The organism is Salmonella sp. 741265116_PST, from assembly GCF_046567715.1.
GTDB lineage: Bacteria > Pseudomonadota > Gammaproteobacteria > Enterobacterales > Enterobacteriaceae > Salmonella > Salmonella enterica.
The window spans coordinates 26,073-50,959 of the sequence record NZ_JBKFPH010000017.1 but is presented as its reverse complement, the minus strand read 5'-3'; the positions used below and the strand labels follow the sequence as shown (position 1 = coordinate 50,959).

Annotated in this window: 19 protein-coding genes; 12 read left to right on the top strand and 7 right to left on the bottom strand. The window is 54.4% G+C overall.

Annotated elements, in window-relative coordinates; all coding sequences use genetic code 11:
* Positions 1-9: 9 nt before the first annotated feature.
* Positions 10-447, bottom strand: a complete 438-nt coding sequence (ppdD, locus tag ACLD11_RS13600; protein WP_000414989.1) for a prepilin peptidase-dependent pilin — start codon at positions 445-447, stop codon at positions 10-12.
* A gap of 221 nt (positions 448-668) precedes the next feature.
* Positions 669-1,562, bottom strand: a complete 894-nt coding sequence (gene nadC, locus ACLD11_RS13595) for a carboxylating nicotinate-nucleotide diphosphorylase (protein WP_411011788.1) — start codon at positions 1,560-1,562, stop codon at positions 669-671.
* Positions 1,563-1,649: 87 nt separating this feature from the next.
* Between nadC and ampD the strand changes: the two genes are divergently transcribed.
* Entirely contained in the window at positions 1,650-2,213 is a 564-nt protein-coding gene (ampD, locus tag ACLD11_RS13590; protein WP_000936326.1) for a 1,6-anhydro-N-acetylmuramyl-L-alanine amidase AmpD, read from the top strand.
* Complete coding sequence (gene ampE, locus ACLD11_RS13585; RefSeq protein WP_000172039.1) at positions 2,210-3,064, top strand: beta-lactamase regulator AmpE; 855 nt, start codon at positions 2,210-2,212, stop codon at positions 3,062-3,064. The genes ampD and ampE overlap by 4 nt, the downstream gene beginning before the upstream one ends.
* Positions 3,065-3,155: 91 nt before the next feature.
* Here ampE and ACLD11_RS13580 read toward each other — a convergent pair whose 3' ends face one another.
* From ACLD11_RS13580 to aroP, 3 genes are all read right to left on the bottom strand, one after another.
* Entirely contained in the window at positions 3,156-4,106 is a 951-nt protein-coding gene (locus tag ACLD11_RS13580) for a family 43 glycosylhydrolase (RefSeq protein ID WP_411015005.1), read from the bottom strand.
* Complete coding sequence (locus tag ACLD11_RS13575; RefSeq protein ID WP_411015004.1) at positions 4,106-5,512, bottom strand: glycoside-pentoside-hexuronide (GPH):cation symporter; 1,407 nt, start codon at positions 5,510-5,512, stop codon at positions 4,106-4,108. The genes ACLD11_RS13580 and ACLD11_RS13575 overlap by 1 nt, the downstream gene beginning before the upstream one ends.
* A 163-nt stretch (positions 5,513-5,675) precedes the next feature.
* A complete protein-coding gene (aroP, locus tag ACLD11_RS13570; protein WP_115400776.1) occupies positions 5,676-7,049 on the bottom strand; it encodes an aromatic amino acid transporter AroP in 1,374 nt (457 codons plus the stop codon).
* 562 nt (positions 7,050-7,611) lie between these two features.
* On the opposite strand from aroP, the gene pdhR reads away from it, so the two are divergent.
* The 5 genes from pdhR to ACLD11_RS13545 all read left to right on the top strand — a co-directional run bounded on the left by pdhR (position 7,612) and on the right by ACLD11_RS13545 (position 15,449).
* Complete coding sequence (gene pdhR / locus ACLD11_RS13565; protein WP_000331771.1) at positions 7,612-8,376, top strand: pyruvate dehydrogenase complex transcriptional repressor PdhR; 765 nt, start codon at positions 7,612-7,614, stop codon at positions 8,374-8,376.
* A gap of 306 nt (positions 8,377-8,682) precedes the next feature.
* Positions 8,683-11,346, top strand: coding sequence for a pyruvate dehydrogenase (acetyl-transferring), homodimeric type (gene aceE, locus ACLD11_RS13560; RefSeq protein WP_411015003.1), 2,664 nt, complete (start codon positions 8,683-8,685; stop codon positions 11,344-11,346).
* Positions 11,347-11,360: 14 nt separating this feature from the next.
* Positions 11,361-13,250, top strand: a complete 1,890-nt coding sequence (gene aceF / locus ACLD11_RS13555) for a pyruvate dehydrogenase complex dihydrolipoyllysine-residue acetyltransferase (protein ID WP_411015002.1) — start codon at positions 11,361-11,363, stop codon at positions 13,248-13,250.
* Between the two features lie 201 nt (positions 13,251-13,451).
* On the top strand, positions 13,452-14,876 hold the full coding sequence (lpdA, locus tag ACLD11_RS13550; protein ID WP_411011805.1) for a dihydrolipoyl dehydrogenase: 1,425 nt from the start codon (positions 13,452-13,454) through the stop codon (positions 14,874-14,876).
* A 288-nt stretch (positions 14,877-15,164) separates the two neighbouring features.
* Positions 15,165-15,449: an outer membrane protein gene (locus ACLD11_RS13545; protein WP_000765363.1), complete on the top strand. Its 285-nt coding sequence runs from the start codon at positions 15,165-15,167 to the stop codon at positions 15,447-15,449.
* Between the two features lie 37 nt (positions 15,450-15,486).
* Here the strand turns inward: ACLD11_RS13545 and ACLD11_RS13540 are convergent, their stop codons facing one another.
* Positions 15,487-16,278, bottom strand: coding sequence for a DUF2950 family protein (locus ACLD11_RS13540; protein WP_411011783.1), 792 nt, complete (start codon positions 16,276-16,278; stop codon positions 15,487-15,489).
* A gap of 12 nt (positions 16,279-16,290) precedes the next feature.
* Positions 16,291-17,919, bottom strand: a complete 1,629-nt coding sequence (locus tag ACLD11_RS13535; RefSeq protein ID WP_411015001.1) for a DUF3300 domain-containing protein — start codon at positions 17,917-17,919, stop codon at positions 16,291-16,293.
* A gap of 388 nt (positions 17,920-18,307) precedes the next feature.
* Here ACLD11_RS13535 and acnB point away from each other — a divergent pair, with 388 nt between their 5' ends.
* The 5 genes from acnB (at position 18,308) to ACLD11_RS13510 (ending at position 24,884) form a co-directional block, all read left to right on the top strand.
* Positions 18,308-20,905: a bifunctional aconitate hydratase 2/2-methylisocitrate dehydratase gene (gene acnB, locus ACLD11_RS13530; protein WP_411015000.1), complete on the top strand. Its 2,598-nt coding sequence runs from the start codon at positions 18,308-18,310 to the stop codon at positions 20,903-20,905.
* Between the two features lie 188 nt (positions 20,906-21,093).
* On the top strand, positions 21,094-21,456 hold the full coding sequence (gene yacL / locus ACLD11_RS13525) for a protein YacL (protein ID WP_000384308.1): 363 nt from the start codon (positions 21,094-21,096) through the stop codon (positions 21,454-21,456).
* Between the two features lie 233 nt (positions 21,457-21,689).
* Entirely contained in the window at positions 21,690-22,643 is a 954-nt protein-coding gene (locus ACLD11_RS13520) for a 2-keto-3-deoxygluconate permease 1 (protein WP_001022089.1), read from the top strand.
* Positions 22,640-23,911, top strand: a complete 1,272-nt coding sequence (dtnK, locus tag ACLD11_RS13515; RefSeq protein ID WP_000783302.1) for a D-threonate kinase — start codon at positions 22,640-22,642, stop codon at positions 23,909-23,911. The genes ACLD11_RS13520 and dtnK overlap by 4 nt, the downstream gene beginning before the upstream one ends.
* Positions 23,901-24,884 (top strand): D-threonate 4-phosphate dehydrogenase, encoded by a 984-nt coding sequence (locus ACLD11_RS13510; protein WP_183060624.1) that lies wholly within the window; start codon positions 23,901-23,903, stop codon positions 24,882-24,884. The genes dtnK and ACLD11_RS13510 overlap by 11 nt, the downstream gene beginning before the upstream one ends.
* Positions 24,885-24,887 lie beyond the last annotated feature (3 nt).

Here is a 24,887-nt window from a genome sequence, read left to right as displayed (position 1 = left end):
CTTGTCTCCTTAGTTGGCGTCAAAACGGAAGACATCTTCACAAGCCTGTTGTAACGCGCTGTCGCTTTGAATATTGCAGTTACGCGTCCAGCCGGTAATGCCGTTAGCATTGTCCCAGGCGGGCGTCATGATGACGCTAAGCCCGCTCAGACTCTCCTGGCCGGTAAGCGTGATGACGCCTTTTTCCACGCTCATGCCCGAAACATAACGGGTGATGACGGGCGAGGGGATACCGTTGACGCCCGCATCGCATGTGCTCGTCCCACCATGTTCCAGAGCGCAGAGTTCGACGGCGGTACGATAGGGGACAAACGTTTGCAACATATCCGTCAGCGCCGCTTTACGCAGATAGTTCTGGTAAGCCGGAATGCCAATGGCGCTTAAAATGGCGATGATGCCAATAACGACCATCAGTTCGATAAGCGTGAAACCGCGTTGTTTTTCCATTGTTCGCTCCTTGAGTTAGCTGGCGCTACTGTGGCAAACGAGGGAAGAGCGGGCGAGCGGCAAAAGGTAAAACGGGAAGGCGGATTCTGAAGATTTTCGCTGCGTTACATGACACGGCAACGTTATTGCGAGGCGCTACGAATATTTTACCGAATCACGACGCGGATCTCCGGACAGGTGATTTATAGACCCGACGGCGCAGCGCCATCGGGCGGAGAGGATCAGCAAAAACGCATGGAGAGATCGAGCGCGCGTACGTGCTTGGTCAGCGCGCCAACGGAGATGAAATCCACCCCGGTTTCAGCAAATTCGCGTAAGGTTTCCGCGGTGACGTTGCCGGATACTTCCAGCCGCGCCTGGCCGTTGACGCGTTTCACCGCCTCGCGCATCTGGTCGGTGTTGAAATTATCCAGCATGATAATATCCGCGCCTGCTTTCAGCGCATCGTCCAGTTCATCCAGATTTTCGACCTCGACTTCTACCGGCACGTCCGGATGGAGCCAGAACGCTTTTTCCACCGCCTGACGAACCGAACCGGAGGCGATAATATGGTTTTCTTTAATCAGGAACGCGTCAGTGAGGCCCAGACGATGATTGGCGCCGCCGCCGCATAAAACTGCATATTTGAGTGCGGTGCGCAGACCCGGCAGCGTTTTACGCGTGTCGAGCAACTGGGTTTGGGTGCCAGCCAGCAGTCCAACGTAGCGGCGTACTTCACTGGCGACGCCGGAAAGGGTCTGGACAAAGTTTAGCGCCGTGCGCTCGCCAGTCAGCAATACGCGAGCTGGGCCGTTCAGTTCAAACACTGTTTGGTTGGCGTGAATGGCGTCGCCGTCATCGACATGCCAGGTGAGGCGCACATCATCGCCCGCCAGTTGGATGAAGACCTCTTCAACCCAGCGCTTGCCGCAGAAAACGCCGTCTTCACGAGTGCTCACCGTGGCATGGGCTTGCGTATCTGCCGGCAAAAGTTGCGCGGTGATATCGTTGCCAGCATCGACTTCTCCACCTAAATCTTCACGCAGCGCCTGAGCAACGGCGGCAGGGATATCGAGATTAATGCGTTCCAGTAGCGCGTCACGTCGGTCGTCTGGGTTATAACGGCGAGGCGGCATGATAAAACTCCAAATTGCTAACGAATCATAAGGTAGAAACATGCTACTCTGAAGCAGCTATAAGCACCACTCAAAAGGAGACTCTGCATGTTGCCAGATAAGGGTTGGTTGGTAGAGGCGCGACGCGTCCCTTCTCCGCATTATGATTGCCGTCCGGATGACGAAAAACCGTCCTTGCTGGTGGTGCATAATATTAGCCTGCCCCCCGGCGAGTTTGGCGGTCCGTGGATCGATGCATTATTCACCGGAACGATAGATCCAGACGCCCATCCTTTTTTTGCAGAAATCGCTCATCTTCGTGTTTCGGCCCATTGTCTGATTCGTCGCGACGGTGAAATCGTCCAGTATGTGCCTTTTGATAAGCGTGCGTGGCATGCGGGCGTATCAAACTATCAGGGGCGGGAACGTTGTAATGATTTCTCCATTGGTATTGAGCTGGAGGGGACGGATACGCTGGCTTATACCGATGCGCAGTATCAGCAGCTAGCCGCCGTGACGCGCACGCTTATCGCTTGCTATCCGGCGATCGCCGACAATATGACCGGACACTGCAACATTGCGCCTGACCGCAAAACGGACCCTGGCCCTGCCTTTGACTGGCCGCGCTTTCGCGCTTTGGTAGCCCTTTCGTCGCACAAGGAGATGACATGACGCTGTTTACGACATTACTGGTGCTGATTGTCGAGCGCCTGTTTAAGCTGGGCGAGCACTGGCAGCTCGATCATCGGCTGGAGGCGCTATTCCGTCGGATTACGCATTTTTCGATGTTGCGCACGATGGGAATGACGGCAATCGCGATGGTGGTGACTTTTCTACTGCTCCAGGCGTTAAAAGGGCTGCTATTTAACGTGCCGACGCTGGTGGTGTGGATTCTCCTGGGCGTGCTGTGTATCGGCGCGGGTAAAGTGCGAGTACATTATCACGCCTGGCTGAAAGCGGCGTCCCGTAACGATCCGCATCCTTGCGAGGCGATGGCCAGCGAGCTTACGCTGATTCACGGCGTGCCGCCGGATTGTAATGAGCGTGAATTTTTGCGTGAGCTGCAAAATGCGTTGTTATGGATAAATTTCCGTTTTTACCTCGCACCGCTATTTTGGTTTATCGTTGGCGGTCCGTGGGGGCCGGTAACGCTGGTGGGCTATGCGTTTTTACGGGCCTGGCAGACCTGGCTGGCGCGCTATCAGACGCCACACCAACGTTTGCAATCCGGCATTGACGCTATTCTTCATGTGCTGGACTGGATTCCGGTACGTCTGGCGGGCGTAGTGTATGCATTACTGGGGCATGGCGAGAAAGCGTTGCCGGCCTGGTTTGCCTCGCTGGCGGATCTGCATACTTCGCAATATCAGGTGCTCACACGTCTGGCGCAGTTCTCACTGGCGCGCGAACCGCATACTGACAAAGTAGAAACCCCCAAAGCGGCGGTGTCGATGGCGAAGAAGGCCTCGTTTGTGGTGGTGGTGATTATTGCGTTGCTCACCATTTATGGGGCATTAGTGTAGCGTTGTGCCGATGGCGCTAACGCTTATGCTGCCTACAATGGAAAAATCTGTAGGCCCGGTAAGCGTTAGCTCCACCGGGCAGTGCAACGGCTTAGATCGTATCGGCTGGCGGCACGCCAAAATCAGGCATCCCGTTTTCGTCCCAGCGCACCCGTTTCAGACGCGTATGGCGGTTGGGATCGTACAACGGATCGCCTTCAATTTCGGTGTAATTTCTCGCGTGGTACACCAGTACATCTTCACCTTCCGGCGTTTGCGTAAAGCTGTTGTGTCCCGGCCCATACTGGCGATTTGCATAGCTGGTGGTAAAGACCGGTCGCGGTGATTTATGCCAGTTGGCCGGATCGTGCGGATCGTCGTTTACGTTAATCCACAGTAACCCCATACAGTAGTTTTCATCGGTGGCGCTGGCCGAATAGCTGATAAACAGCTTGTCGCCATGCACCACGACGGCCGGACCTTCGTTAACCCAAAAACCCCGACACTCCCAGTCGTACTCTGGCTTACTGAGTCTTACCGGCTCGCCTTTAATCGTCCACGGGTTTTCCAGTTCAGCCAGATAAATATTTGAGTTACCGGCAATATCCGGCGCTTTTTGCGCCCACAGATACCACTGCTTTCCCTGGTGATAAAAAGTGGTGGCATCGAGGGCGAAGGTATCAAACGGTGTTTTAATTTGACCTTTCTCCGTCCACTTGCCGGTGAGTGGGTCGGCATCGGCGCACTCCAGGGCAAACATGCGGTGCTGGAACATTCCCAGCTTATCAAGCGCTTGAGTATGGGTAGCGGCAAAATAGATGTACCACTTGCCGTTGATGCGGTGCATTTCCGGTGCCCAGATGAGCTGGCTCATCGGGCTGCTTTCCGGTTTGCGCCAGACGACAACGGGGTCGGCGGCGCGCAACCCTTCCAGCGAATCAGCCCGGCGGATTTCCAGCCTGTCATATTCCGGTACGGAGGCAATAAAGTAGTAATCGCTGCCGTCGCGTAAAATAAACGGATCGGCACGTTGTTCAATAAACGGGTTTGGCCAGTTTGCCATCAGGCTTTCCTTACGCTTTCAGCGGCGTTGAGCTCCTGCAACTCACTCAATTCGCGGTAATTAGTGCGACGTTTTTCCAAATCGTTCTGGATTTTTTTCATCAGTTCACGGTCAACTTTCAGCAGGCGTACCACGCCTGCGGTAATCAGATAGCCAACGCCGGGGATAACGGTAAACAACAGCATAATACCGTTCATCGCCGAGGCGCTTTGCGCTTTGGCGCTGGCGTCATAACCGTACCAGGAGAGCAAAAAGCCGACCATCGCCCCGGCAATCGCCAGGCCCAGTTTCAGGAAGAACAGATTACCGGAGAAGCTAATACCGGTAATGCGTTTTCCGGTTTTCCATTCGCCGTAATCATCGACGTCCGCCATCAGCGACCAGTGCAACGGGGAAGGGATCTGATGCAGAATATTGAGCAGGAAGTAGAGCGCCACTATCATCACGGTAGCTTTCGGATCAAAGAAATAGAACGCGCAGGAGAAAATCGCCAGCGCGATATTGGTCCAGAAAAATACCTTCAATTTACACCAGCGATCGGTTAAGACTTTTGCCAGCATACTGCCGAACATCATACCGACCACGCCAAGGCTAATAAAAAGCGTAGCGAAATGGGTGCTTTGTCCCATCACCCAGGTGACGTAATACATGGTCGCCGCCATACGGATAAACCCCGGGCAGACGTTACATAAGGTCAATAGCAGAATGCGTACCCATTGATCGTTTTTCCACACGTCTTTGAAATCATTCTTCATATCATCGTGCGTCGGAACGGCAGGGCGAACGCGTTCGCGGACGCTGGCAAAGCAGAACAGAAACATACCCATGCCGATAATCGCCAGCACGGTCATCGCCAACTGATAGCCTTTGGCTTTGTCGCCGCCGCCAAACCAGTCCACCATCGGCAATAGCGTTAACGATAGCAACAGCGTCGCGATGCCGACTAACACGAAGCGATAAGCCTGACAGGCCACGCGCTCTTTTGGATCGTTGGTGATCACGCCGCCCAGTGAGCAATAGGGAATATTGATGGCGGTGTAGGTCACAGAAAGCAGAAAATAGGTGACGAAAGCATAGACAACTTTGCTGTTATAGCCCCAGTCCGGCGTCGTGAACATCAGCACGCTGAACAGCGCGTAGGGAAATGCAATCCACAGTAGCCAGGGGCGGAAACGACCATATTTACTTTGGGTACGATCGGCAAGCGCGCCCATCACCGGATCGGTAACGGCATCGATAACGCGTACTGAAAGGAGTAAAACACCGACTAACGCCGGGGCAAGACCAAAAATATCCGTATAAAAATAATTAACAAACAGCATGATAGCGCCAAAAATAATGTTACATCCGGCGTCGCCCATGCCATACCCGATTTTCTCTCTTACCGAAAGTCTGCCCTTATCCATTGAGACTTCTCCCCATCAGATGATGGCGGTAATTATTCGCCTGCGAGCTTTTTTTTGCGTAGCAGGATCACGCCGCTGATATGGATAAAATGGTTATACGTGGGAAACTGTGAGGCAGATAACACCCTCCCCGGACGGGGAGGGCGGAAAAGTAATGCCACGATCAGTGGGCTTTCACCGTTTTTGCCGTTTTTTCTTTACACAGGTAGCCGACGCCCAGGATGAGCAGCCATACCGGAATCAGCCACACGGAGATCGCCATACCTGGCGTCATCAGCATAATGATCAATACCGCCGCCATAAACAGCAGACAGAGAACGTTGCCGAACGGATAAAACAGGGCCGGGAAGCGGGTGTTCACGCCCTGCTGCTGTTTCGCGCGACGGAACATCATATGGGCAAGGCTAATCATCGCCCAGTTAATGACCAGCGCGGAGACCACCAGCGCCATCAGCAGTCCGAATGCGGACTCTGGGGCCAGGTAGTTGAGCAGCACGCACAACGCCGTCACGACGGCGGAAACCAAAATGGAGCTCACCGGCACGCCGCGTTTGTCGACGTTCAGCAGCGCTTTCGGCGCATTTCCCTGCTGGGCCAGACCGAACAGCATACGGCTGTTGCAGTAAACGCAGCTGTTATAAACCGATAGCGCGGCGGTGAGAACCACGATATTCAGCGCATTGGCGACAAACGTATCGCCCAGTTCATGGAAGATAAGGACAAACGGGCTGGTATCGGCGGTGACGCGAGTCCATGGCAGCAGCGAAAGCAGGACCGCCAGCGAGCCGATATAAAAAATCAGGATGCGATAGATAACCTGATTGGTAGCTTTGGGGATGCTCTGTTCCGGGTTATCGGCTTCAGCGGCGGTGATCCCTACCAGCTCCAGTCCGCCGAACGAAAACATAATAATGGCCATCATCATCACCAGCCCGGTCCAGCCATGCGGCAGAAAGCCGCCCTGTTCCCACAGGTTGCGCACGGTTGCCTGCGGACCAGCGGTATCGCTGAAGAGTAACCACGCGCCGAACAGAATCATAGCGATGACGGCGATCACTTTAATAATGGCGAACCAAAACTCCATCTCACCGAACACTTTAACGTTGGTCAGGTTGATGGCGTTAATAATCACAAAGAAGGCTGCCGCAGAAGCCCAGGTGGGGATCTCCGGATACCAGAACTGGATATATTTACCCACTGCGGTCAGTTCCGCCATGGCAACTAATACGTACAGTACCCAGTAGTTCCAGCCGGAAGCGAATCCGGCAAAGCCGCCCCAGTATTTATAGGCGAAGTGGCTAAAAGAGCCGGCGACCGGTTCTTCAACCACCATCTCCCCCAGCTGGCGCATAATCAGAAAGGCAATAAAGCCTGCAACCGCATAGCCCAGGATAATTCCTGGCCCCGCCGACTGAATAACGGAGGCGCTTCCCAGGAACAAGCCTGTCCCTATCGCGCCGCCCAATGCGATAAGCTGAATATGGCGGTTTTTCAGGCCGCGCTTGAGCTGCTCGCCGTGCTGCTGACTGTCCATCATAAAACCTCGTGTATCGGGCGCGGTTTATTTATAACGCGCTTATTTTGAACGATGCAGTAGTGCGTGTGTAAGTTTGCAATTCCGCTTTTTGTATTGATTTATTTACAGATTCGTTTTTTTAAATGTCACTTCAACTATTTCGTCTTGATCAGAATAATGGTATGTGACCGCGAATGCACCTGCTTTGTGCAGGGGTGATGACGAGTTGCGTAAAAAGAAAGCACTTGTAAATACCTCCTTTTATTTTCCCTTACAAAGGTTGATTTGTTTTTATTCATTATTTATGCATAAAAACGCATTTAATCTGCTGTTGAATCGGTTCAGATGAGATTTTTTATCGTTTCAAATACGTTAAATCTACCTCCTGGTGGGTAAATTTAACATTTGTGCACAGTTACAGTTTTGAAACATGATTTCTGTAAAATTGTTAAAATGCGCCTCCTTTACTGATTTCAATCAAAACCTGTATGGACAGAAGGTGAATACTTTGTTACTTTAGCGTCACAGACATGAAATTGGTAAGACCAATTGACTCCGGGCAAATGGCTTAAGACAGGAAATCATGGCCTACAGCAAAATCCGCCAACCAAAACTCTCCGATGTGATCGAGCAGCAGCTGGAGTTTTTAATCCTTGAGGGAACATTGCGTCCCGGAGAAAAACTCCCACCGGAACGTGAACTGGCAAAACAGTTCGACGTCTCCCGTCCCTCCTTGCGCGAGGCGATTCAACGTCTCGAAGCGAAGGGATTGTTGCTTCGTCGCCAGGGCGGCGGAACCTTCGTGCAGAGCAGCCTGTGGCAGAGCTTTAGCGACCCGCTGGTGGAACTGCTCTCCGATCACCCTGAATCCCAGTTTGACCTGCTCGAAACGCGCCATGCGCTGGAAGGCATTGCGGCTTATTACGCGGCGCTGCGCAGCACCGACGAAGATAAAGACCGTATTCGCGAGCTGCACCACGCTATTGAGCTGGCGCAAGAGTCCGGCGATCTGGATGCCGAGTCCGAAGCCGTGCTCCAGTATCAAATCGCCGTCACCGAAGCGGCGCACAACGTGGTATTGCTTCATCTGCTAAGGTGTATGGAGCCGATGCTGGCGCAAAACGTGCGGCAGAACTTCGAATTGCTGTATGCGCGTCGGGAGATGCTGCCGCTGGTGAGTACGCATCGCACCCGTATATTTGAAGCCATTATGGCCGGAAAACCAGAAGAAGCGCGTGAAGCGTCACACCGCCATCTGGCGTTTATCGAAGAGATTATGCTGGACAGAAGCCGTGAGGAGAGCCGTCGTGAACGCGCTTTACGCCGTCTGGAACAGCGCAAGAATTAGTTTTTTCTGGCAGAACGTTAACCAGAAGATGTTGTGAATAAAGCGCAAAAATGTGCGCGGCAACTAAATGCCAGGCCCATAAGGCTATTTTATTTGCCATTTTGGTCCTGGGCAGTGCTCACAATCCTCACGTACTACGTGTACGTTCCGGTTGTTCCGCGCTGTCCGTGACCAAACTGGCTGCAACAATTACACCTTATGGGCCAGGCAATAAACGCAGAACCTGTCTTATTAAGCTTTCTGACGAAAGTTTAATGGGACAGGTTCCAGATAACTCAACGTATTAGATAGATAAGGAATACCCCCATGTCAGAACGTTTCCCAAATGACGTGGATCCGATCGAAACTCGCGACTGGCTACAGGCGATCGAATCGGTCATCCGTGAAGAAGGTGTTGAGCGCGCTCAGTATCTGATTGACCAACTGCTTTCTGAAGCTCGCAAAGGCGGCGTGAAAGTCGCGGCAGGCGCAGGGGCCAGTAATTACATCAACACTATTGCCGTTGAAGACGAACCGGAATACCCGGGCAATCTGGAGCTGGAACGTCGCATTCGTTCTGCTATCCGCTGGAACGCCATCATGACCGTGCTGCGCGCGTCTAAAAAAGACCTTGAGTTGGGCGGCCACATGGCGTCCTTCCAGTCTTCCGCCACGATCTATGATGTCTGTTTCAACCATTTCTTCCGTGCGCGCAACGAACAGGATGGCGGCGACCTGGTGTACTTCCAGGGCCACATCTCTCCGGGCATCTACGCTCGCGCGTTCCTGGAAGGTCGTCTGACCCAGGAACAGATGGATAACTTCCGTCAGGAAGTGCATGGCAATGGCCTCTCTTCCTATCCGCACCCGAAACTGATGCCGGAATTCTGGCAGTTCCCGACCGTATCTATGGGTCTGGGCCCAATCGGTGCTATCTACCAGGCTAAATTCCTGAAATATCTGGAACACCGTGGCCTGAAAGATACCTCTAAACAGACCGTTTACGCCTTCCTGGGCGACGGCGAGATGGATGAGCCGGAATCCAAAGGCGCTATCACCATCGCCACCCGTGAAAAACTGGACAACCTGGTCTTTGTTATCAACTGTAACCTGCAGCGTCTTGACGGCCCGGTCACCGGTAACGGCAAGATTGTTAACGAACTGGAAGGCATCTTTGCAGGTGCTGGCTGGAACGTTATCAAAGTCATGTGGGGCGGTCGTTGGGATGAACTGCTGCGTAAAGACACCAGCGGTAAACTGATCCAGCTGATGAACGAAACCGTTGACGGCGACTACCAGACCTTCAAATCCAAAGACGGCGCTTACGTGCGTGAGCACTTCTTCGGTAAATACCCGGAAACCGCCGCGCTGGTGGCTGACTGGACCGATGAGCAGATTTGGGCGCTGAACCGCGGTGGTCACGATCCGAAGAAAGTCTACGCGGCACTGAAAAAAGCGCAGGAAACCAAAGGCAAAGCGACGGTAATCCTGGCCCATACCATTAAAGGTTACGGCATGGGTGACACCGCGGAAGGTAAAAACATCGCTCACCAGGTTAAGAAAATGAACATGGACGGCGTGCGTTACGTCCGCGATCGTTTCAACGTGCCGGTTGCCGATGCTGATCTCGAAAAACTGCCGTACGTTACCTTCCCGGAAGGTTCTGAAGAACACAAATACCTGCATGAACGCCGTCAGGCGCTGCACGGCTACCTGCCAAGCCGTCAGCCGAACTTCACCGAGAAGTTAGAGCTGCCGACCCTGGAAGATTTTGGCGCGCTGCTGGAAGAGCAAAGCAAAGAGATTTCCACCACGATCGCTTTCGTTCGTGCCCTGAACGTGATGCTGAAGAACAAGTCGATCAAAGATCGCCTGGTGCCGATCATCGCCGACGAAGCGCGTACTTTCGGTATGGAAGGTCTGTTCCGTCAGATTGGTATCTACAGCCCGAACGGCCAGCAGTACACCCCGCAGGACCGTGAGCAGGTGGCATACTACAAAGAAGACGAGAAAGGCCAGATTCTGCAGGAAGGGATCAACGAGCTGGGCGCAGGCGCATCCTGGCTGGCTGCGGCGACCTCTTACAGCACCAACGATCTGCCGATGATCCCGTTCTATATTTACTACTCCATGTTCGGGTTCCAGCGTATCGGCGACCTGTGCTGGCAGGCTGGCGACCAGCAGGCTCGCGGCTTCCTGATCGGCGGGACTTCCGGTCGTACGACGCTGAACGGCGAAGGTCTGCAGCACGAAGATGGTCACAGCCACATTCAGTCGCTGACTATCCCGAACTGTATCTCTTACGACCCGGCTTACGCTTACGAAGTGGCTGTCATCATGCATGATGGTCTGGAGCGTATGTACGGTGAGAAACAAGAGAACGTTTACTACTACATCACCACCCTGAACGAAAACTACCACATGCCGGCAATGCCAGCAGGTGCCGAGGAAGGTATCCGTAAAGGTATCTACAAACTCGAAACCCTCGAAGGTAGCAAAGGTAAAGTTCAGTTGCTGGGCTCCGGTTCTATCCTGCGTCACGTGCGTGAAGCGGCACAGATTCTGGCGAAAGACTACGGCGTAGGTTCTGACGTGTACAGCGTAACCTCCTTCACCGAACTGGCGCGTGATGGTCAGGATTGTGAGCGCTGGAACATGCTGCACCCGCTGGAAACCCCGCGCGTACCGTACATCGCTCAGGTGATGAACGACGCTCCGGCTGTGGCATCTACTGACTATATGAAACTGTTCGCCGAGCAGGTTCGTACTTATGTACCGGCTGATGATTACCGCGTACTGGGTACCGACGGCTTTGGCCGCTCTGACAGCCGTGAAAACCTGCGTCACCACTTCGAAGTTGATGCTTCCTACGTGGTGGTAGCGGCACTGGGCGAACTGGCTAAACGTGGCGAAATCGACAAGAAAGTGGTAGCGGATGCGATTACCAAATTCAACATCGATGCAGATAAAGTTAACCCGCGTCTGGCGTAAGAGGTAAAAGAATAATGGCTATCGAAATCAAAGTACCGGACATCGGGTCAGATGAAGTTGAAATCACCGAGATTCTGGTCAAAGTGGGCGACAAAGTGGAAGCTGAACAGTCGCTGATCACCGTAGAAGGCGACAAAGCCTCTATGGAAGTCCCGTCTCCGCAGGCTGGCGTCGTGAAAGAGATCAAAGTCTCTGTCGGCGACAAAACCGAGACCGGTGCACTTATCATGATTTTCGATTCCGCCGACGGTGCAGCTGACGCTGCACCTGCTAAGGCAGAAGAGAAGAAAGAAGCGGCTCCGGCAGCAGCACCTGCTGCGGCAGCGGCGAAAGACGTTCACGTTCCGGATATCGGCAGTGACGAAGTTGAAGTGACTGAAGTGATGGTGAAAGTGGGCGACACCGTTGAAGCTGAACAGTCGCTGATCACCGTCGAAGGCGACAAGGCCTCTATGGAAGTGCCGGCGCCGTTCGCGGGTACCGTGAAAGAGATCAAAGTGAACACCGGCGACAAAGTGTCTACCGGCTCTCTGATTATGGTCTTCGAAGTGGCGGGTGAAGCAGGCGCAGCAGCACCAGCGAAAGCGGAAGCCGCTCCGGCTGCGGCTGCTCCAGCAGCAGCGACGGGCGCGAAAGACGTTAACGTACCGGATATCGGCGGCGACGAAGTTGAAGTCACCGAAGTGATGGTCAAAGTCGGCGATAAAGTAGACGCTGAACAGTCGCTGATCACCGTGGAAGGCGACAAAGCCTCCATGGAAGTGCCTGCGCCGTTCGCGGGCACCGTGAAAGAAATCAAAATCAGCACCGGCGATAAAGTGAAAACCGGTTCTCTGATTATGGTCTTCGAAGTAGAAGGCGCAGCGCCTGCGGCCGCTCCGGCTAAACAGGAAGCGGCGGCACCGACTCCGGCGGCGAAAGCTGAGAAGCCAGCGGCTCCGGCTGCCAAAGCGGAAGGTAAATCTGAGTTCGCTGAAAACGACGCTTACGTTCACGCTACTCCGCTGATTCGCCGCCTGGCGCGCGAGTTTGGCGTCAACCTGGCGAAAGTGAAAGGCACCGGTCGTAAAGGCCGTATTCTGCGCGAAGACGTTCAGGCTTACGTGAAAGATGCTATCAAACGTGCAGAAGCGGCTCCGGCAGCAACTGGCGGCGGTATCCCAGGTATGCTGCCGTGGCCGAAAGTGGACTTCAGCAAGTTTGGTGAAGTTGAAGAAGTCGAACTGGGCCGTATCCAGAAAATCTCTGGTGCGAACCTGAGCCGTAACTGGGTGATGATCCCGCACGTTACTCACTTTGACAAGACCGATATCACCGATCTGGAAGCGTTCCGTAAACAGCAGAACGCCGAAGCTGAGAAGCGCAAACTGGATGTGAAATACACGCCGGTGGTCTTCATCATGAAAGCGGTTGCCGCTGCTCTGGAACAAATGCCGCGCTTCAACAGCTCTCTGTCCGAAGACGGTCAGCGTCTGACCCTGAAAAAATACATCAACATCGGCGTGGCGGTTGATACCCCGAATGGCCTGGTGGTTCCGGTCTTTAAAGACGTGAATAAGAAGAGCGTGACCGAGCTGTCTCGCGAACTGACCACCATCTCCAAAAAAGCGCGTGATGGTAAGCTGACCGCTGGCGAAATGCAGGGTGGTTGCTTCACTATCTCCAGCATCGGCGGCCTGGGAACTACCCACTTCGCACCGATTGTTAACGCGCCGGAAGTGGCTATCCTCGGCGTTTCTAAGTCGGCGATGGAACCGGTGTGGAATGGGAAAGAGTTTGTGCCGCGTCTGATGATGCCTATCTCTCTTTCCTTCGACCACCGTGTGATCGATGGTGCTGATGGGGCGCGTTTCATTACCATTATCAACAATATGTTGTCTGACATTCGCCGTCTGGTGATGTAAGCGAAAAAGCCGGCCCGACGGCCGGTTTTTTTTTGATAATCTCATGTGTTTTGTGAGGTTATTAGCGAAAGCGATAATTCGTGATCCGTTTGTTGTTTCAAAATTGTTAACAATTTTGTAAGATACGGGCGGATAGAACGACCCGGTGGATGATGGGCGATCAAGTACCCCGGACCGCCGGATACAAATAAAGAGGTCATGATGAGTACTGAAATCAAAACTCAGGTCGTGGTACTTGGGGCGGGCCCGGCAGGCTATTCTGCCGCTTTCCGTTGCGCTGATTTAGGTCTGGAAACCGTAATTGTAGAACGCTACAGCACTCTTGGCGGTGTTTGTCTGAACGTCGGCTGTATCCCTTCTAAAGCGCTGCTGCACGTAGCAAAAGTTATCGAAGAAGCCAAAGCGCTGGCTGAACACGGTATCGTTTTCGGTGAGCCGAAAACCGATATCGACAAGATTCGTACCTGGAAAGAGAAAGTGATCACGCAGCTGACCGGCGGTCTGGCGGGTATGGCCAAAGGCCGTAAAGTGAAAGTGGTCAACGGTCTGGGTAAATTCACCGGGGCGAACACCCTGGAAGTTGAAGGCGAAAACGGCAAAACCGTGATCAACTTCGACAACGCGATCATCGCGGCAGGTTCTCGTCCGATCCAATTACCGTTTATTCCGCATGAAGACCCGCGCGTATGGGATTCTACCGACGCTCTGGAACTGAAAGAAGTGCCGAAGCGTATGCTGGTCATGGGCGGCGGTATCATCGGTCTGGAAATGGGCACCGTATACCACGCGCTGGGTTCAGAGATTGACGTGGTTGAAATGTTCGACCAGGTTATCCCGGCGGCTGATAAAGACATCGTTAAAGTCTTCACCAAGCGCATCGGCAAGAAATTCAACCTGATGCTGGAAACCAAAGTGACTGCCGTTGAAGCGAAAGAAGACGGTATCTACGTTTCGATGGAAGGCAAAAAAGCCCCGGCTGAAGCGCAGCGTTATGATGCGGTTCTGGTGGCGATTGGTCGTGTGCCGAACGGTAAAAACCTCGACGCAGGCAAAGCTGGCGTGGAAGTTGACGACCGTGGCTTTATCCGCGTCGACAAACAGCTGCGCACCAACGTGCCGCACATCTTTGCTATCGGCGATATCGTCGGTCAGCCGATGCTGGCGCACAAAGGCGTTCACGAAGGTCACGTTGCCGCTGAAGTTATCGCCGGGAAGAAACACTACTTCGATCCGAAAGTTATCCCGTCTATCGCGTACACCGAGCCAGAAGTGGCATGGGTTGGCCTGACCGAGAAAGAAGCGAAAGAAAAAGGCATCAGCTATGAAACCGCCACCTTCCCGTGGGCAGCTTCTGGCCGCGCTATCGCTTCTGACTGCGCAGACGGTATGACCAAACTGATTTTCGACAAAGAATCTCACCGCGTGATCGGCGGGGCGATTGTCGGCACCAACGGCGGCGAGCTGCTGGGTGAAATCGGTCTGGCGATCGAAATGGGCTGTGACGCGGAAGACATCGCGCTGACCATTCATGCGCACCCGACTTTGCATGAGTCCGTGGGCCTGGCGGCGGAAATTTTCGAAGGTAGCATTACTGACCTGCCGAACCCGAAAGCGAAGAAGAAATAATCTTCTGTAGGTGGCAATGCGCTACCCGGTACAGAAAAGCGGCTTTACGGCCGCTTTTTTTATGCATGGCAAATCAAATGTGTCAAATGATGGCGAAGGATAACGAAACCGCAAAATTTATCTTTTCCGCAGCAGTACGTTTTTCAAAGCTTATGCCGTCGGTAGTGCCTTTGTCTGTCATTTTCGACCAACTAATTGTTTCATAAGAAATACCTCTCCTTACTTTGTCATCACCCTGAAATTAGTAACGCTATAAAATAATAGCGAGCTAATTATGAGGTTTGATATATGAAACTTTTTCTGACAACAGCAGCGCTAACTGCGACCTTGATTTCCGGCATGGCATTTGCCAGCGATCCCGTCATCCCCTGGGCGACTAACAGCGGCGGTACGGAAAGCACGCATATTGCGGCAATGGGCGAGGATTTGAATGCGCAGCATCAGCAGATCACCCACACGCATGAAGGCGTATGGGCGGCCAATTCCGGCAGCATTCAGGCTGATGAAGCCGCGCTGACCAGCAACAAGCCGCCGGTACAAGGCCACCCGGAATTAATGCCGCATCAGGGCTAATGATCATGGCCTGGCGATAACGCCAGGCGCTTACGGGTTATTCGGCGACCTGCCACTGCGCGTCTGGCGCAAAACGCGTGATAGCCTGAACTTTACTCTCCGTCTCCTTGCCTAAATCCGCCTGATAAATACGATCGTCCTGGTTGACCATAAAACTCATCACCCCGGTTTCGCCGTAATGCATCGGCCAGGCCAGAAGCGCCGCGCCGTGACCGTCGTTATCGCTGATAATACGGAAATGGTAGCCGTGATAGCCCTCTTCTGGCGCGGCGGGGCTAAAGTTTGGGCCTAATGGACTGGGGACGTCGCCTGCTTTGGTTGGCCAGTACAGGCCATCTTTTTGGCCTTCGCTACTGATTATCCTGTGCGCCCAGCGATGGTTTTGTAAGTAATAGTCCTGCTGCGCATCAACGTAAGCATGCATGGCCTGTAAGGTAGAAAGTTCATTTCGCCCAATAGTACGGGTGAGGATCTCATTCCCGGCTGCCGCCATATCAAAGCGCCAGCCGCCAGTCTCTTTCACCAAGGGCACCGGGAGCTGCCAGTCTTCTCGTCCGACATTCAGGTGCGCCGTATTGTCTTTTTGTACAATGCGATGGCCTTCGCGCCAGTCACGATTGAAGCGGGCCACGGCCTCGGGATCGGCGCCTTCCGGCGGCAGAAATTGCCGCCAGTCATCGCCCAGTAGCGCGGTAAGCTGCGTTTCGTTTTTTCCGGCTACCGCCGCGGCGAAGGCGCTGGCGGCCGCTTCCGGGGAGGGGAACCGTTCCTGCGCGTAGCCCAGCAAGGGTAACGACAGTAACAGAGCGCTTAACATAACCTTTTTCATTATCTGCTCCGGTTAACGGCGATGAAATTCATGATGTTCAGAAAAATGTTCCCGCGCGGCGGCGCGTTGCTCGGTGTTTAAGTGACTGCCGCGACGGCTTTCCAGGCCGCGTAGCTGTTGCGATTGCCATGACGGCGATCGACTGTCGTTCCCGCTAAACACATTGGCGTGCATATTCTGGCGAAATGCCTGACGCTGCTGCGGCGTAGAGGATTCAATACGCTGGCGGGCGGTGTCTCTCTGCTGTTGTGAAACAGGGTGCTGCTGGGCTTTAGCCTTCAGCTCGGAACGATGCTGCTGCGTGGTGGATTTATTCAGTGTCTGCTGCGCCGCCTCGCGACGACTGCTGTTTTGTGTTCCGTCATAGCCACGGTAATTATTACGCTGGGCTATCTGATTTAATTGTTGTGAGGCCGCCTTACGCTGGGCGTCGCGGGTGCCTGGCGCTGGCAAAGAAGCGTTCGCCGTATGGCTGCGTTGTTGGAATTGCGTCATGGCCGCCTGTCGCTGATTGTCGCGAGACACTGGCGCTTGCTGCGTTGCGCTTAACCCGCCGCTAACATTGGTGGGATGGAACCGTTGCGCAACGGTATTATTCGGATAGGGGACGCCATTGCGCCAGGCGGGATTATGCTGCCAGCCCATCGTTTGGCCCGGCAGGTTTTGCCCGGATATCCGGTTGAAATTATTGACATTGATGTTGATATTATCGCCATTATGTTGATAACCGTTACCACCATGATGGTAATCATCATCATGATGATGGTCGTCGTCATGGTGGTGATGATCGTCGTCATCCCAGTCTATGCTGCTGAACAACGCATAGGTGGTGGCGACGCCCAGACTATAACCAAAACCTTTAACAAAACTATCGGCAAACTGCTGCCCCGGAGGGGGCGGTAAATACACCGGCGGATAAGCGGTATTGGGCCAGGTGCCATACACCGTCGTGGGGTTATAGTTCGGCACGTACACCACCTGCGGATTCGCGGGTTCAATTTTGATGACGGTCGACGGTGTCGCTGGCGTAGTGGCGGATGTGGTGGTGGTTGTCGTCGTGACGGCGGTAGAAGCGCTGGACTTCGGCACGCTGGTGACGGTTTGCTGCGGCGTTGATTTTAGCGAACCGGTTTGTTGAGCGAGCAGACGCAACCTTTGCACCGCATCCATCACATCCTGTGGCTGGGCTAAGAACGCATCGCCCAGGTTTTGCACCCATTGCGGATTCTCGCCCATAAGCGCCATCAACTGGGGAAAGGCGACCAGCGATTTGACGCTGGGGTCCCACGGTTGGCTGGCCACCGCCTGAATAGCGGCATCGCCCTGCAGCGTGGGGTTATCTCGCGACCACTGGACGGCCTGAACCACGTTCGCCGGGTAGGTGGAGGCCATGAGCACCTGCGAAAGCAGGGCATCGGGATAAAGCGCGACAGGCGCGACCCATTGATCGATTTGCGCAGTGGTAAAGGTCGTTTTCGCGACAGGCGCGGGCACAGCGGTCTGCGTTTGCTCAGGGACGGGAGCCGCCGCCTGCGCGGGCGCTTCGGGAGCGCGGCTTTTAACATACAGTACGCCCGAAGCGGCAAATAACCCGGCACTGCACACAAGGGCAATGAGATGGGGTTTAAAGGGCAACGTCATTTTATCTCTCCCGATTCCAGAGAATCGCTATGGTCATTATGCCTGCCGCCGACGGGGTGCAGTTTCGCGTGAGTATAAAGGGACGATAGTTTAATTTTTAGCTAATGTTGGGATCGGTAACGTTACGTGACGATCAAAGCACGAAATGAGGTAAGCATTTATGGCTGCAGCTCCCGTCTCAGTAGAGCATTAGACTATCCTTAACGATTCAGCCACTTTTTTATGTTGCTTTTTTGTAAACAGATTAACACTTAAAGAAAATCCTGTTATTGTGCCTTACGCGGTACCGGGCATTTACCCTACTAACTACTGTCTCACAGGAGCGTGAAGAGAATCGCCCATCAACAAAAGCGCCGCATTATGACAATGAGAGCGAGGAGATATCGTCGTGCTAGAAGAATACCGTAAGCACGTAGCTGAGCGTGCTGCCCAGGGGATTGTGCCGAAACCTTTGGACGCAACCCAAATGGCTGCGCTTGTCGAGCTGCTGAAGACCCCGCCTGTGGGCGAAGAAGAATTCCTGTTAGACCTGTTGATCAACCGCGTTCCTCCTGGCGTAGATGAAGCCGCTTATGTTAAAGCCGGTTTTCTCGCTGCTGTCGCGAAAGGCGACACCACCTCCCCGCTGGTCTCCCCAGAAAAAGCCATTGAACTGCTGGGCACCATGCAGGGTGGTTACAACATTCATCCGCTGATTGATGCGCTGGACGATGCGAAACTGGCGCCGATTGCTGCCAAAGCGCTGTCTCACACCCTGCTGATGTTCGATAACTTCTACGACGTAGAAGAGAAAGCCAAAGCGGGCAATGAATATGCCAAACAGGTGATGCAATCCTGGGCCGACGCCGAATGGTTCCTGAGCCGTCCGCCGCTGGCGGAAAAAATCACCGTCACCGTTTTCAAAGTGACCGGCGAAACGAATACCGACGATCTCTCTCCGGCGCCGGATGCGTGGTCGAGACCGGATATCCCGTTACATGCGCAGGCGATGCTGAAAAACGCCCGTGAAGGCATTGAGCCGGATCAGCCAGGCGTTGTCGGCTCCATCAAACAAATCGAAGCATTACAGAAAAAAGGCTACCCGCTGGCTTACGTGGGTGACGTGGTGGGCACCGGTTCTTCCCGTAAATCCGCGACCAACTCCGTGCTGTGGTTCATGGGCGATGACATCCCGAACGTGCCGAATAAGCGCGGCGGCGGTTTGTGCCTTGGCGGCAAAATTGCGCCTATCTTCTTTAACACCATGGAAGATGCGGGCGCACTGCCGATTGAAGTTGACGTTTCTAACCTGAATATGGGCGATGTGATTGACGTTTACCCGTACAAAGGCGAAGTGCGCAATCATGAAACCGGCGAGCTACTGGCAACCTTCGAACTGAAAACCGACGTGCTGATTGACGAAGTGCGTGCCGGTGGTCGTATTCCGCTGATTATCGGCCGTGGCCTGACCACCAAAGCGCGTGAAGCGCTGGGGCTGCCGCACTCAGACGTTTTCCGTCAGGCAAAAGACGTGGCGGAAAGCAGCCGTGGCTTCTCGCTGGCACAGAAAATGGTCGGTCGCGCCTGTGGTGTGAAAGGTATCCGTCCGGGCGCGTACTGCGAACCGAAAATGACCTCCGTCGGTTCTCAGGATACGACCGGCCCGATGACCCGCGACGAGCTGAAAGACCTGGCCTGTCTGGGATTCTCCGCCGATCTGGTGATGCAGTCCTTCTGCCACACCGCAGCCTATCCGAAGCCGGTTGACGTCACCACGCACCACACGCTGCCAGACTTCATTATGAACCGCGGCGGTGTCTCTCTGCGTCCGGGCGACGGCGTGATCCACTCCTGGCTGAACCGTATGCTGCTGCCGGATACCGTCGGTACCGGCGGTGACTCCCATACCCGTTTCCCGATCGGTATCTCCTTCCCGGCGGGCTCAGGCCTGGTGGCGTTTGCCGCCGCGACCGGCGTGATGCCGCTGGATATGCCGGAATCCGTGCTGGTGCGCTTCAAAGGCAAAATGCAGCCGGGCATCACCCTGCGCGATCTGGTACACGCCATCCCGCTGTACGCCATCAAACAGGGCCTGCTGACCGTTGAGAAGAAAGGCAAGAAAAACATCTTCTCTGGCCGCATCCTGGAAATCGAAGGTCTGCCGGATCTGAAAGTCGAGCAGGCGTTTGAGCTGACCGATGCTTCCGCCGAGCGTTCCGCTGCCGGTTGTACCATCAAGCTGAACAAAGAGCCGATTGTTGAATACCTGACCTCCAACATCGTCCTGCTGAAGTGGATGATTGCGGAAGGCTACGGCGACCGTCGTACGCTGGAACGTCGTATCCAGGGTATGGAAAAATGGCTGGCGGATCCGCAGCTGCTGGAAGCCGATGCCGACGCAGAGTACGCGGCGGTGATCGACATCGATCTGGCGGATATCAAAGAGCCAATCCTGTGTGCGCCGAACGATCCGGACGACGCGCGTCTGCTGTCTGACGTGCAGGGCGAGAAGATCGACGAAGTGTTCATCGGTTCCTGCATGACCAACATCGGCCACTTCCGCGCCGCCGGTAAGCTGCTGGATAATCACAAAGGCCAGTTGCCGACCCGCCTGTGGGTAGCGCCGCCAACCCGTATGGACGCCGCGCAATTGACCGAAGAAGGCTACTACAGCGTGTTCGGTAAGAGCGGTGCGCGCATCGAAATCCCTGGCTGTTCCCTGTGTATGGGGAACCAGGCGCGTGTGGCCGACGGTGCGACGGTGGTCTCTACCTCTACCCGTAACTTCCCGAACCGTTTAGGTACCGGGGCGAACGTCTACCTGGCCTCTGCGGAGCTGGCGGCGGTGGCGGCGCTGATCGGCAAACTGCCAACGCCGGAAGAGTACCAGACCTTTGTGGCGCAGGTGGATAAGACGGCGGTGGATACCTACCGTTACCTGAACTTCGACCAGCTCTCTCAGTACACTGAGAAAGCAGATGGCGTGATTTTCCAGACTGCGGTGTAATTTGCCTGACGGCGTCAGGCTTACCATGCCTACGCTTCTTATTGCCCGGTGGCGGCTACGCTTACCGGGCCTACAACACCCATCGCAACTGCGGTGGATTTTTATTTCCATTCCGCCTGCTGTTCCCGCTTTTTTTCTTCTCCGCTGCTGCGATAATGACTGTAAGGGCTTTGCAGAGGAAAACAATTATGGATTACGAATTTCTGCGCGACGTTACCGGAGGGGTAAAGGTACGAATGTCGATGGGCCACGAGGTGGTCGGTCACTGGTTTAATGAAGAGGTTAAAGACAACCTATCGCTACTGGATGAAGTAGAACAAGCCGCGCGTACGGTCAAAGGCAGCGAACGCTCCTGGCAACGAGCAGGGCATGAATACACGATCTGGATGGACGGCGAAGAGGTGATGATTCGCGCCAATCAGCTGGATTTTTCCGGCGATGAGATGGAAGAGGGGATGAGTTATTACGATGAAGAGAGTTTATCCCTGTGCGGCATGGAGGATTTTCTACGGGTCGTCGCCGCGTATCGGGAATTCGTCAGTAAAGCCTGACTCTCTCTTCGTTATTGTCCCGCAATGCCAGTCGACGGACAGTTGGGGCGGTAGTGGAAACGAAATCACCACGCATTCCAGCCGGGAGTATCCCGGCTTTTTTATAGCAGAATGATTTTTTGATTTTAATTAATCATTTTAAAACTGTGATCTGACGCGTTTGTGATCTTAATTTGATTGAATATAATCGTTATGATTTTATTAAATCACAACAAGCAACAGGCGGTAAGACCATGAACATCAAAAAAGCAATAGAGCGCGTACCCGGCGGCATGATGGTCGTACCGCTCGTTATTGGCGCAGTCATTAACACCTTCGCCCCGCAGGCGCTTGAGATTGGCGGTTTTACCACCGCCTTATTTAAAAACGGCGCGGCACCGCTGATTGGCGCTTTTCTGCTGTGTATGGGAGCCGGTATCAGTGTGAAAGCCGCGCCCCAGGCGTTATTGCAGGGCGGGACGATTACGCTCACTAAGTTGCTTGTCGCCATCGGGATTGGCCTGGGCGTGGAGCATCTTTTCGGCGCGGAGGGTATTTTTGGCCTGAGCGGCGTGGCGATTATCGCGGCGATGAGCAATTCGAATGGCGGACTTTATGCTGCGTTGGTAGGCGAATTCGGCAATGAGCGCGACGTCGGCGCTATCTCTATTTTGTCTCTTAATGATGGCCCTTTCTTTACGATGATTGCGCTGGGCGCGGCAGGGATGGCGAACATTCCCATTATGGCGCTGGTGGCGGTGCTGGTTCCGCTGGTTGTCGGCATGATCCTCGGCAATCTTGATCCTCATATGCGCGATTTTTTGACCAAAGGCGGCCCGCTGCTCATTCCTTTCTTTGCTTTTGCGCTGGGGGCGGGCATCAACCTGGAAATGTTACTGCAAGGTGGACTTGCCGGAATTCTGCTCGGCGTGCTGACAACGTTCGTTGGCGGTTTCTTTAATATCCGTGCAGATCGTCTGGTTGGCGGAACTGGCATTGCCGGGGCGGCGGCCTCCAGCACCGCGGGTAATGCCGTTGCGACGCCGCTGGCTATTGCGCAGGCCGACCCTTCGCTCGCCGAGGTGGCCGCTGCTGCCGCTCCGCTGATTGCCGCCTCGGTGATCACCACGGCAATCCTGACGCCAGTGTTGACCTCCTGGGTTGCGAAAAAACAGGCGCGTCAGGCTTCTTTGGAGAAAAACGCATGAAAATGATGGTTATCGCCGATGATTTTACCGGATCGAATGATACCGGCGTCCAGTTGGCGAAGAAGGGGGCGAGAACGGAAGTCATGTTGAGCGCGTCGCAAAAACCGTCCCGCCGCGCCGATGTGTTAGTCATTAACACCGAAAGCCGGGCGATGCCCGCAGATCAGGCGGCATCTGCCGTTTATGCCGCGCTTTCCCCGTGGTGTGAGACATCGCCAGCGCCGCTGGTGTACAAAAAAATCGACTCCACATTTCGCGGTAATATCGGTGCCGAAGTGACGGCGGCCATGCGCGCCAGTCAGCGAAAACTGGCCGTTATCGCCGCGGCGATCCCTGCGGCCGGACGCACGACGCTTGAAGGAAAATGTCTGGTTAATGGCGTCCCGCTACTGGAAACCGAATTTGCCAGCGATCCGAAAACGCCCATTGTCTCTTCCCGTATTGCCGAGATAGTGGCGTTGCAAAGTGAGATCCCTGTGTATGAAGTCTTTTTGCAGGATGTTCGACGCGGTGGGTTAAGCGCCTTACTTACGGCTTATGCGGCTGAGGGCGAAGGGATTATCGTCGTGGATGCGGTAGAAGAGCGGGACCTGACGTTGATTGCGCAAGCGGCGTGCGAACAACCGTCGATGCCGCTGCTCGTCGGCGCAGCTGGTCTGGCGAATGCGTTGCCGGTTGAACTTTTTATGCAAGACCGGCAGCGGCTGCCGGTGCTGGTGGTGGCCGGTTCGATGAGCGAAGCCACGCGACGTCAGGTGGATAATGCGCTGTGCCGGGGACGTGCGGAGGTCGTGGATATCGATGCCGCGCGCATGGTGTCGGATAGCGCGGAACAGGAAATCGCGTCTGTCGTAGAGCAGGCCTGCGCGCTGTTAAGTCAGCATCGACATACGATTTTACGCACCAGCCGTCGCGCAGAAGATCGACAGTTAATCGACGCGCTGTGCGAAAAATCCGCGATGAGCCGTCAGCAATTGGGCGAGCGACTGAGCCAGCGGCTTGGCGTCGTCACGTTAAACATTATCGAGCAGGCGCGGATTGGTGGGCTGTTTCTGACCGGCGGCGATATCGCTACCGCCGTCGCCGGCGCGCTTGGCGCTGAAGGTTATCGCATTCAGAGCGAGGTGGCGCCCTGTATTCCCTGTGGAACGTTTGTAAACAGCGAAATTGACGATCTGCCGGTCATTACCAAAGCGGGTGGATTCGGTTCAGACAGTACGTTGTGTGACGCGCTTTATTATATTGAGGAGATGTATTGTGGAGACTAAAACCGTTGCCATTACCATGGGCGATCCAGCGGGCATTGGGCCGGAAATTATTGTTAAAGCGCTAAGCGAAGACGGTCTCAACGGCGCGCCGCTGGTGGTTATTGGATGCCTCGCAACGTTGAAACGTTTACAGGCGAAGGGCATCACGCCGAACGTCGAGTTACGGGCCATTGAACGGGTCGCCGAAGCGCGTTTTGCGCCCGGCATCATTCATGTGATTGATGAGCCGCTGGCGCAGCCGGAGGCGCTGGAGGCCGGGAAAGTTCAGGCGCAGGCGGGGGATTTAGCGTATCGCTGCGTGAAGCGCGCCACCGAGTTAGCGTTACGGGGCGATGTACAGGCTATCGCTACCGCGCCGCTAAATAAAGAGGCGCTGCACCTGGCGGGGCACAACTATCCGGGCCATACCGAGCTGCTCGCGACCCTGACCCATAGCCGTGATTACGCGATGGTACTTTACACCGATAAACTAAAAGTAATTCACGTTTCAACGCATATCGCGCTGCGTAAATTCCTTGATACGTTAAGTACCGCGCGTGTCGACACGGTGATTGGTATTGCTGATACTTTCCTCAAGCGTGTGGGTTACGTTAAACCGCGTATCGCCGTGGCAGGCGTGAATCCTCATGCGGGCGAGAATGGCCTGTTTGGCGATGAAGAGACGCGTATCCTGACGCCAGCCATTACCGATGCCCGCGCAAAAGGTATGGACGTTTATGGGCCGTGCCCGCCGGATACTGTATTTCTCCAGGCTTATGAGGGACAGTATGATATGGTGGTGGCGATGTATCATGATCAGGGGCATATCCCGTTGAAATTGCTTGGCTTTTATGATGGCGTGAATATCACCGCAGGGCTGCCGTTTATCCGGACTTCTGCCGATCATGGCACCGCATTTGATATCGCCTGGACGGGAAAAGCAAAATCTGAGAGCATGGCCGTATCGATCAAACTGGCAATGCAACTGGCATAATTC

Excerpts from the sequence above, each read along its gene's own strand:
- aceF (WP_411015002.1), top strand. The coding sequence starts at position 11,361 with ATGGCTATCGAAATCAAAGTACCGGACATCGGGTCAGATGAAGTTGAA.
- ACLD11_RS13520 (WP_001022089.1), top strand. The coding sequence starts at position 21,690 with ATGAACATCAAAAAAGCAATAGAGCGCGTACCCGGCGGCATGATGGTC.
- nadC (WP_411011788.1), bottom strand. The coding sequence starts at position 1,562 with ATGCCGCCTCGCCGTTATAACCCAGACGACCGACGTGACGCGCTACTG.
- ppdD (WP_000414989.1), bottom strand. The coding sequence starts at position 447 with ATGGAAAAACAACGCGGTTTCACGCTTATCGAACTGATGGTCGTTATT.
- dtnK (WP_000783302.1), top strand. The coding sequence starts at position 22,640 with ATGAAAATGATGGTTATCGCCGATGATTTTACCGGATCGAATGATACC.
- pdhR (WP_000331771.1), top strand. The coding sequence starts at position 7,612 with ATGGCCTACAGCAAAATCCGCCAACCAAAACTCTCCGATGTGATCGAG.
- ampE (WP_000172039.1), top strand. The coding sequence starts at position 2,210 with ATGACGCTGTTTACGACATTACTGGTGCTGATTGTCGAGCGCCTGTTT.
- yacL (WP_000384308.1), top strand. The coding sequence starts at position 21,094 with ATGGATTACGAATTTCTGCGCGACGTTACCGGAGGGGTAAAGGTACGA.
- ACLD11_RS13540 (WP_411011783.1), bottom strand. The coding sequence starts at position 16,278 with ATGAAAAAGGTTATGTTAAGCGCTCTGTTACTGTCGTTACCCTTGCTG.
- ampD (WP_000936326.1), top strand. The coding sequence starts at position 1,650 with ATGTTGCCAGATAAGGGTTGGTTGGTAGAGGCGCGACGCGTCCCTTCT.
- ACLD11_RS13575 (WP_411015004.1), bottom strand. The coding sequence starts at position 5,512 with ATGGATAAGGGCAGACTTTCGGTAAGAGAGAAAATCGGGTATGGCATG.
- ACLD11_RS13580 (WP_411015005.1), bottom strand. The coding sequence starts at position 4,106 with ATGGCAAACTGGCCAAACCCGTTTATTGAACAACGTGCCGATCCGTTT.
- ACLD11_RS13535 (WP_411015001.1), bottom strand. The coding sequence starts at position 17,919 with ATGACGTTGCCCTTTAAACCCCATCTCATTGCCCTTGTGTGCAGTGCC.
- aroP (WP_115400776.1), bottom strand. The coding sequence starts at position 7,049 with ATGATGGACAGTCAGCAGCACGGCGAGCAGCTCAAGCGCGGCCTGAAA.
- ACLD11_RS13545 (WP_000765363.1), top strand. The coding sequence starts at position 15,165 with ATGAAACTTTTTCTGACAACAGCAGCGCTAACTGCGACCTTGATTTCC.
- aceE (WP_411015003.1), top strand. The coding sequence starts at position 8,683 with ATGTCAGAACGTTTCCCAAATGACGTGGATCCGATCGAAACTCGCGAC.
- lpdA (WP_411011805.1), top strand. The coding sequence starts at position 13,452 with ATGAGTACTGAAATCAAAACTCAGGTCGTGGTACTTGGGGCGGGCCCG.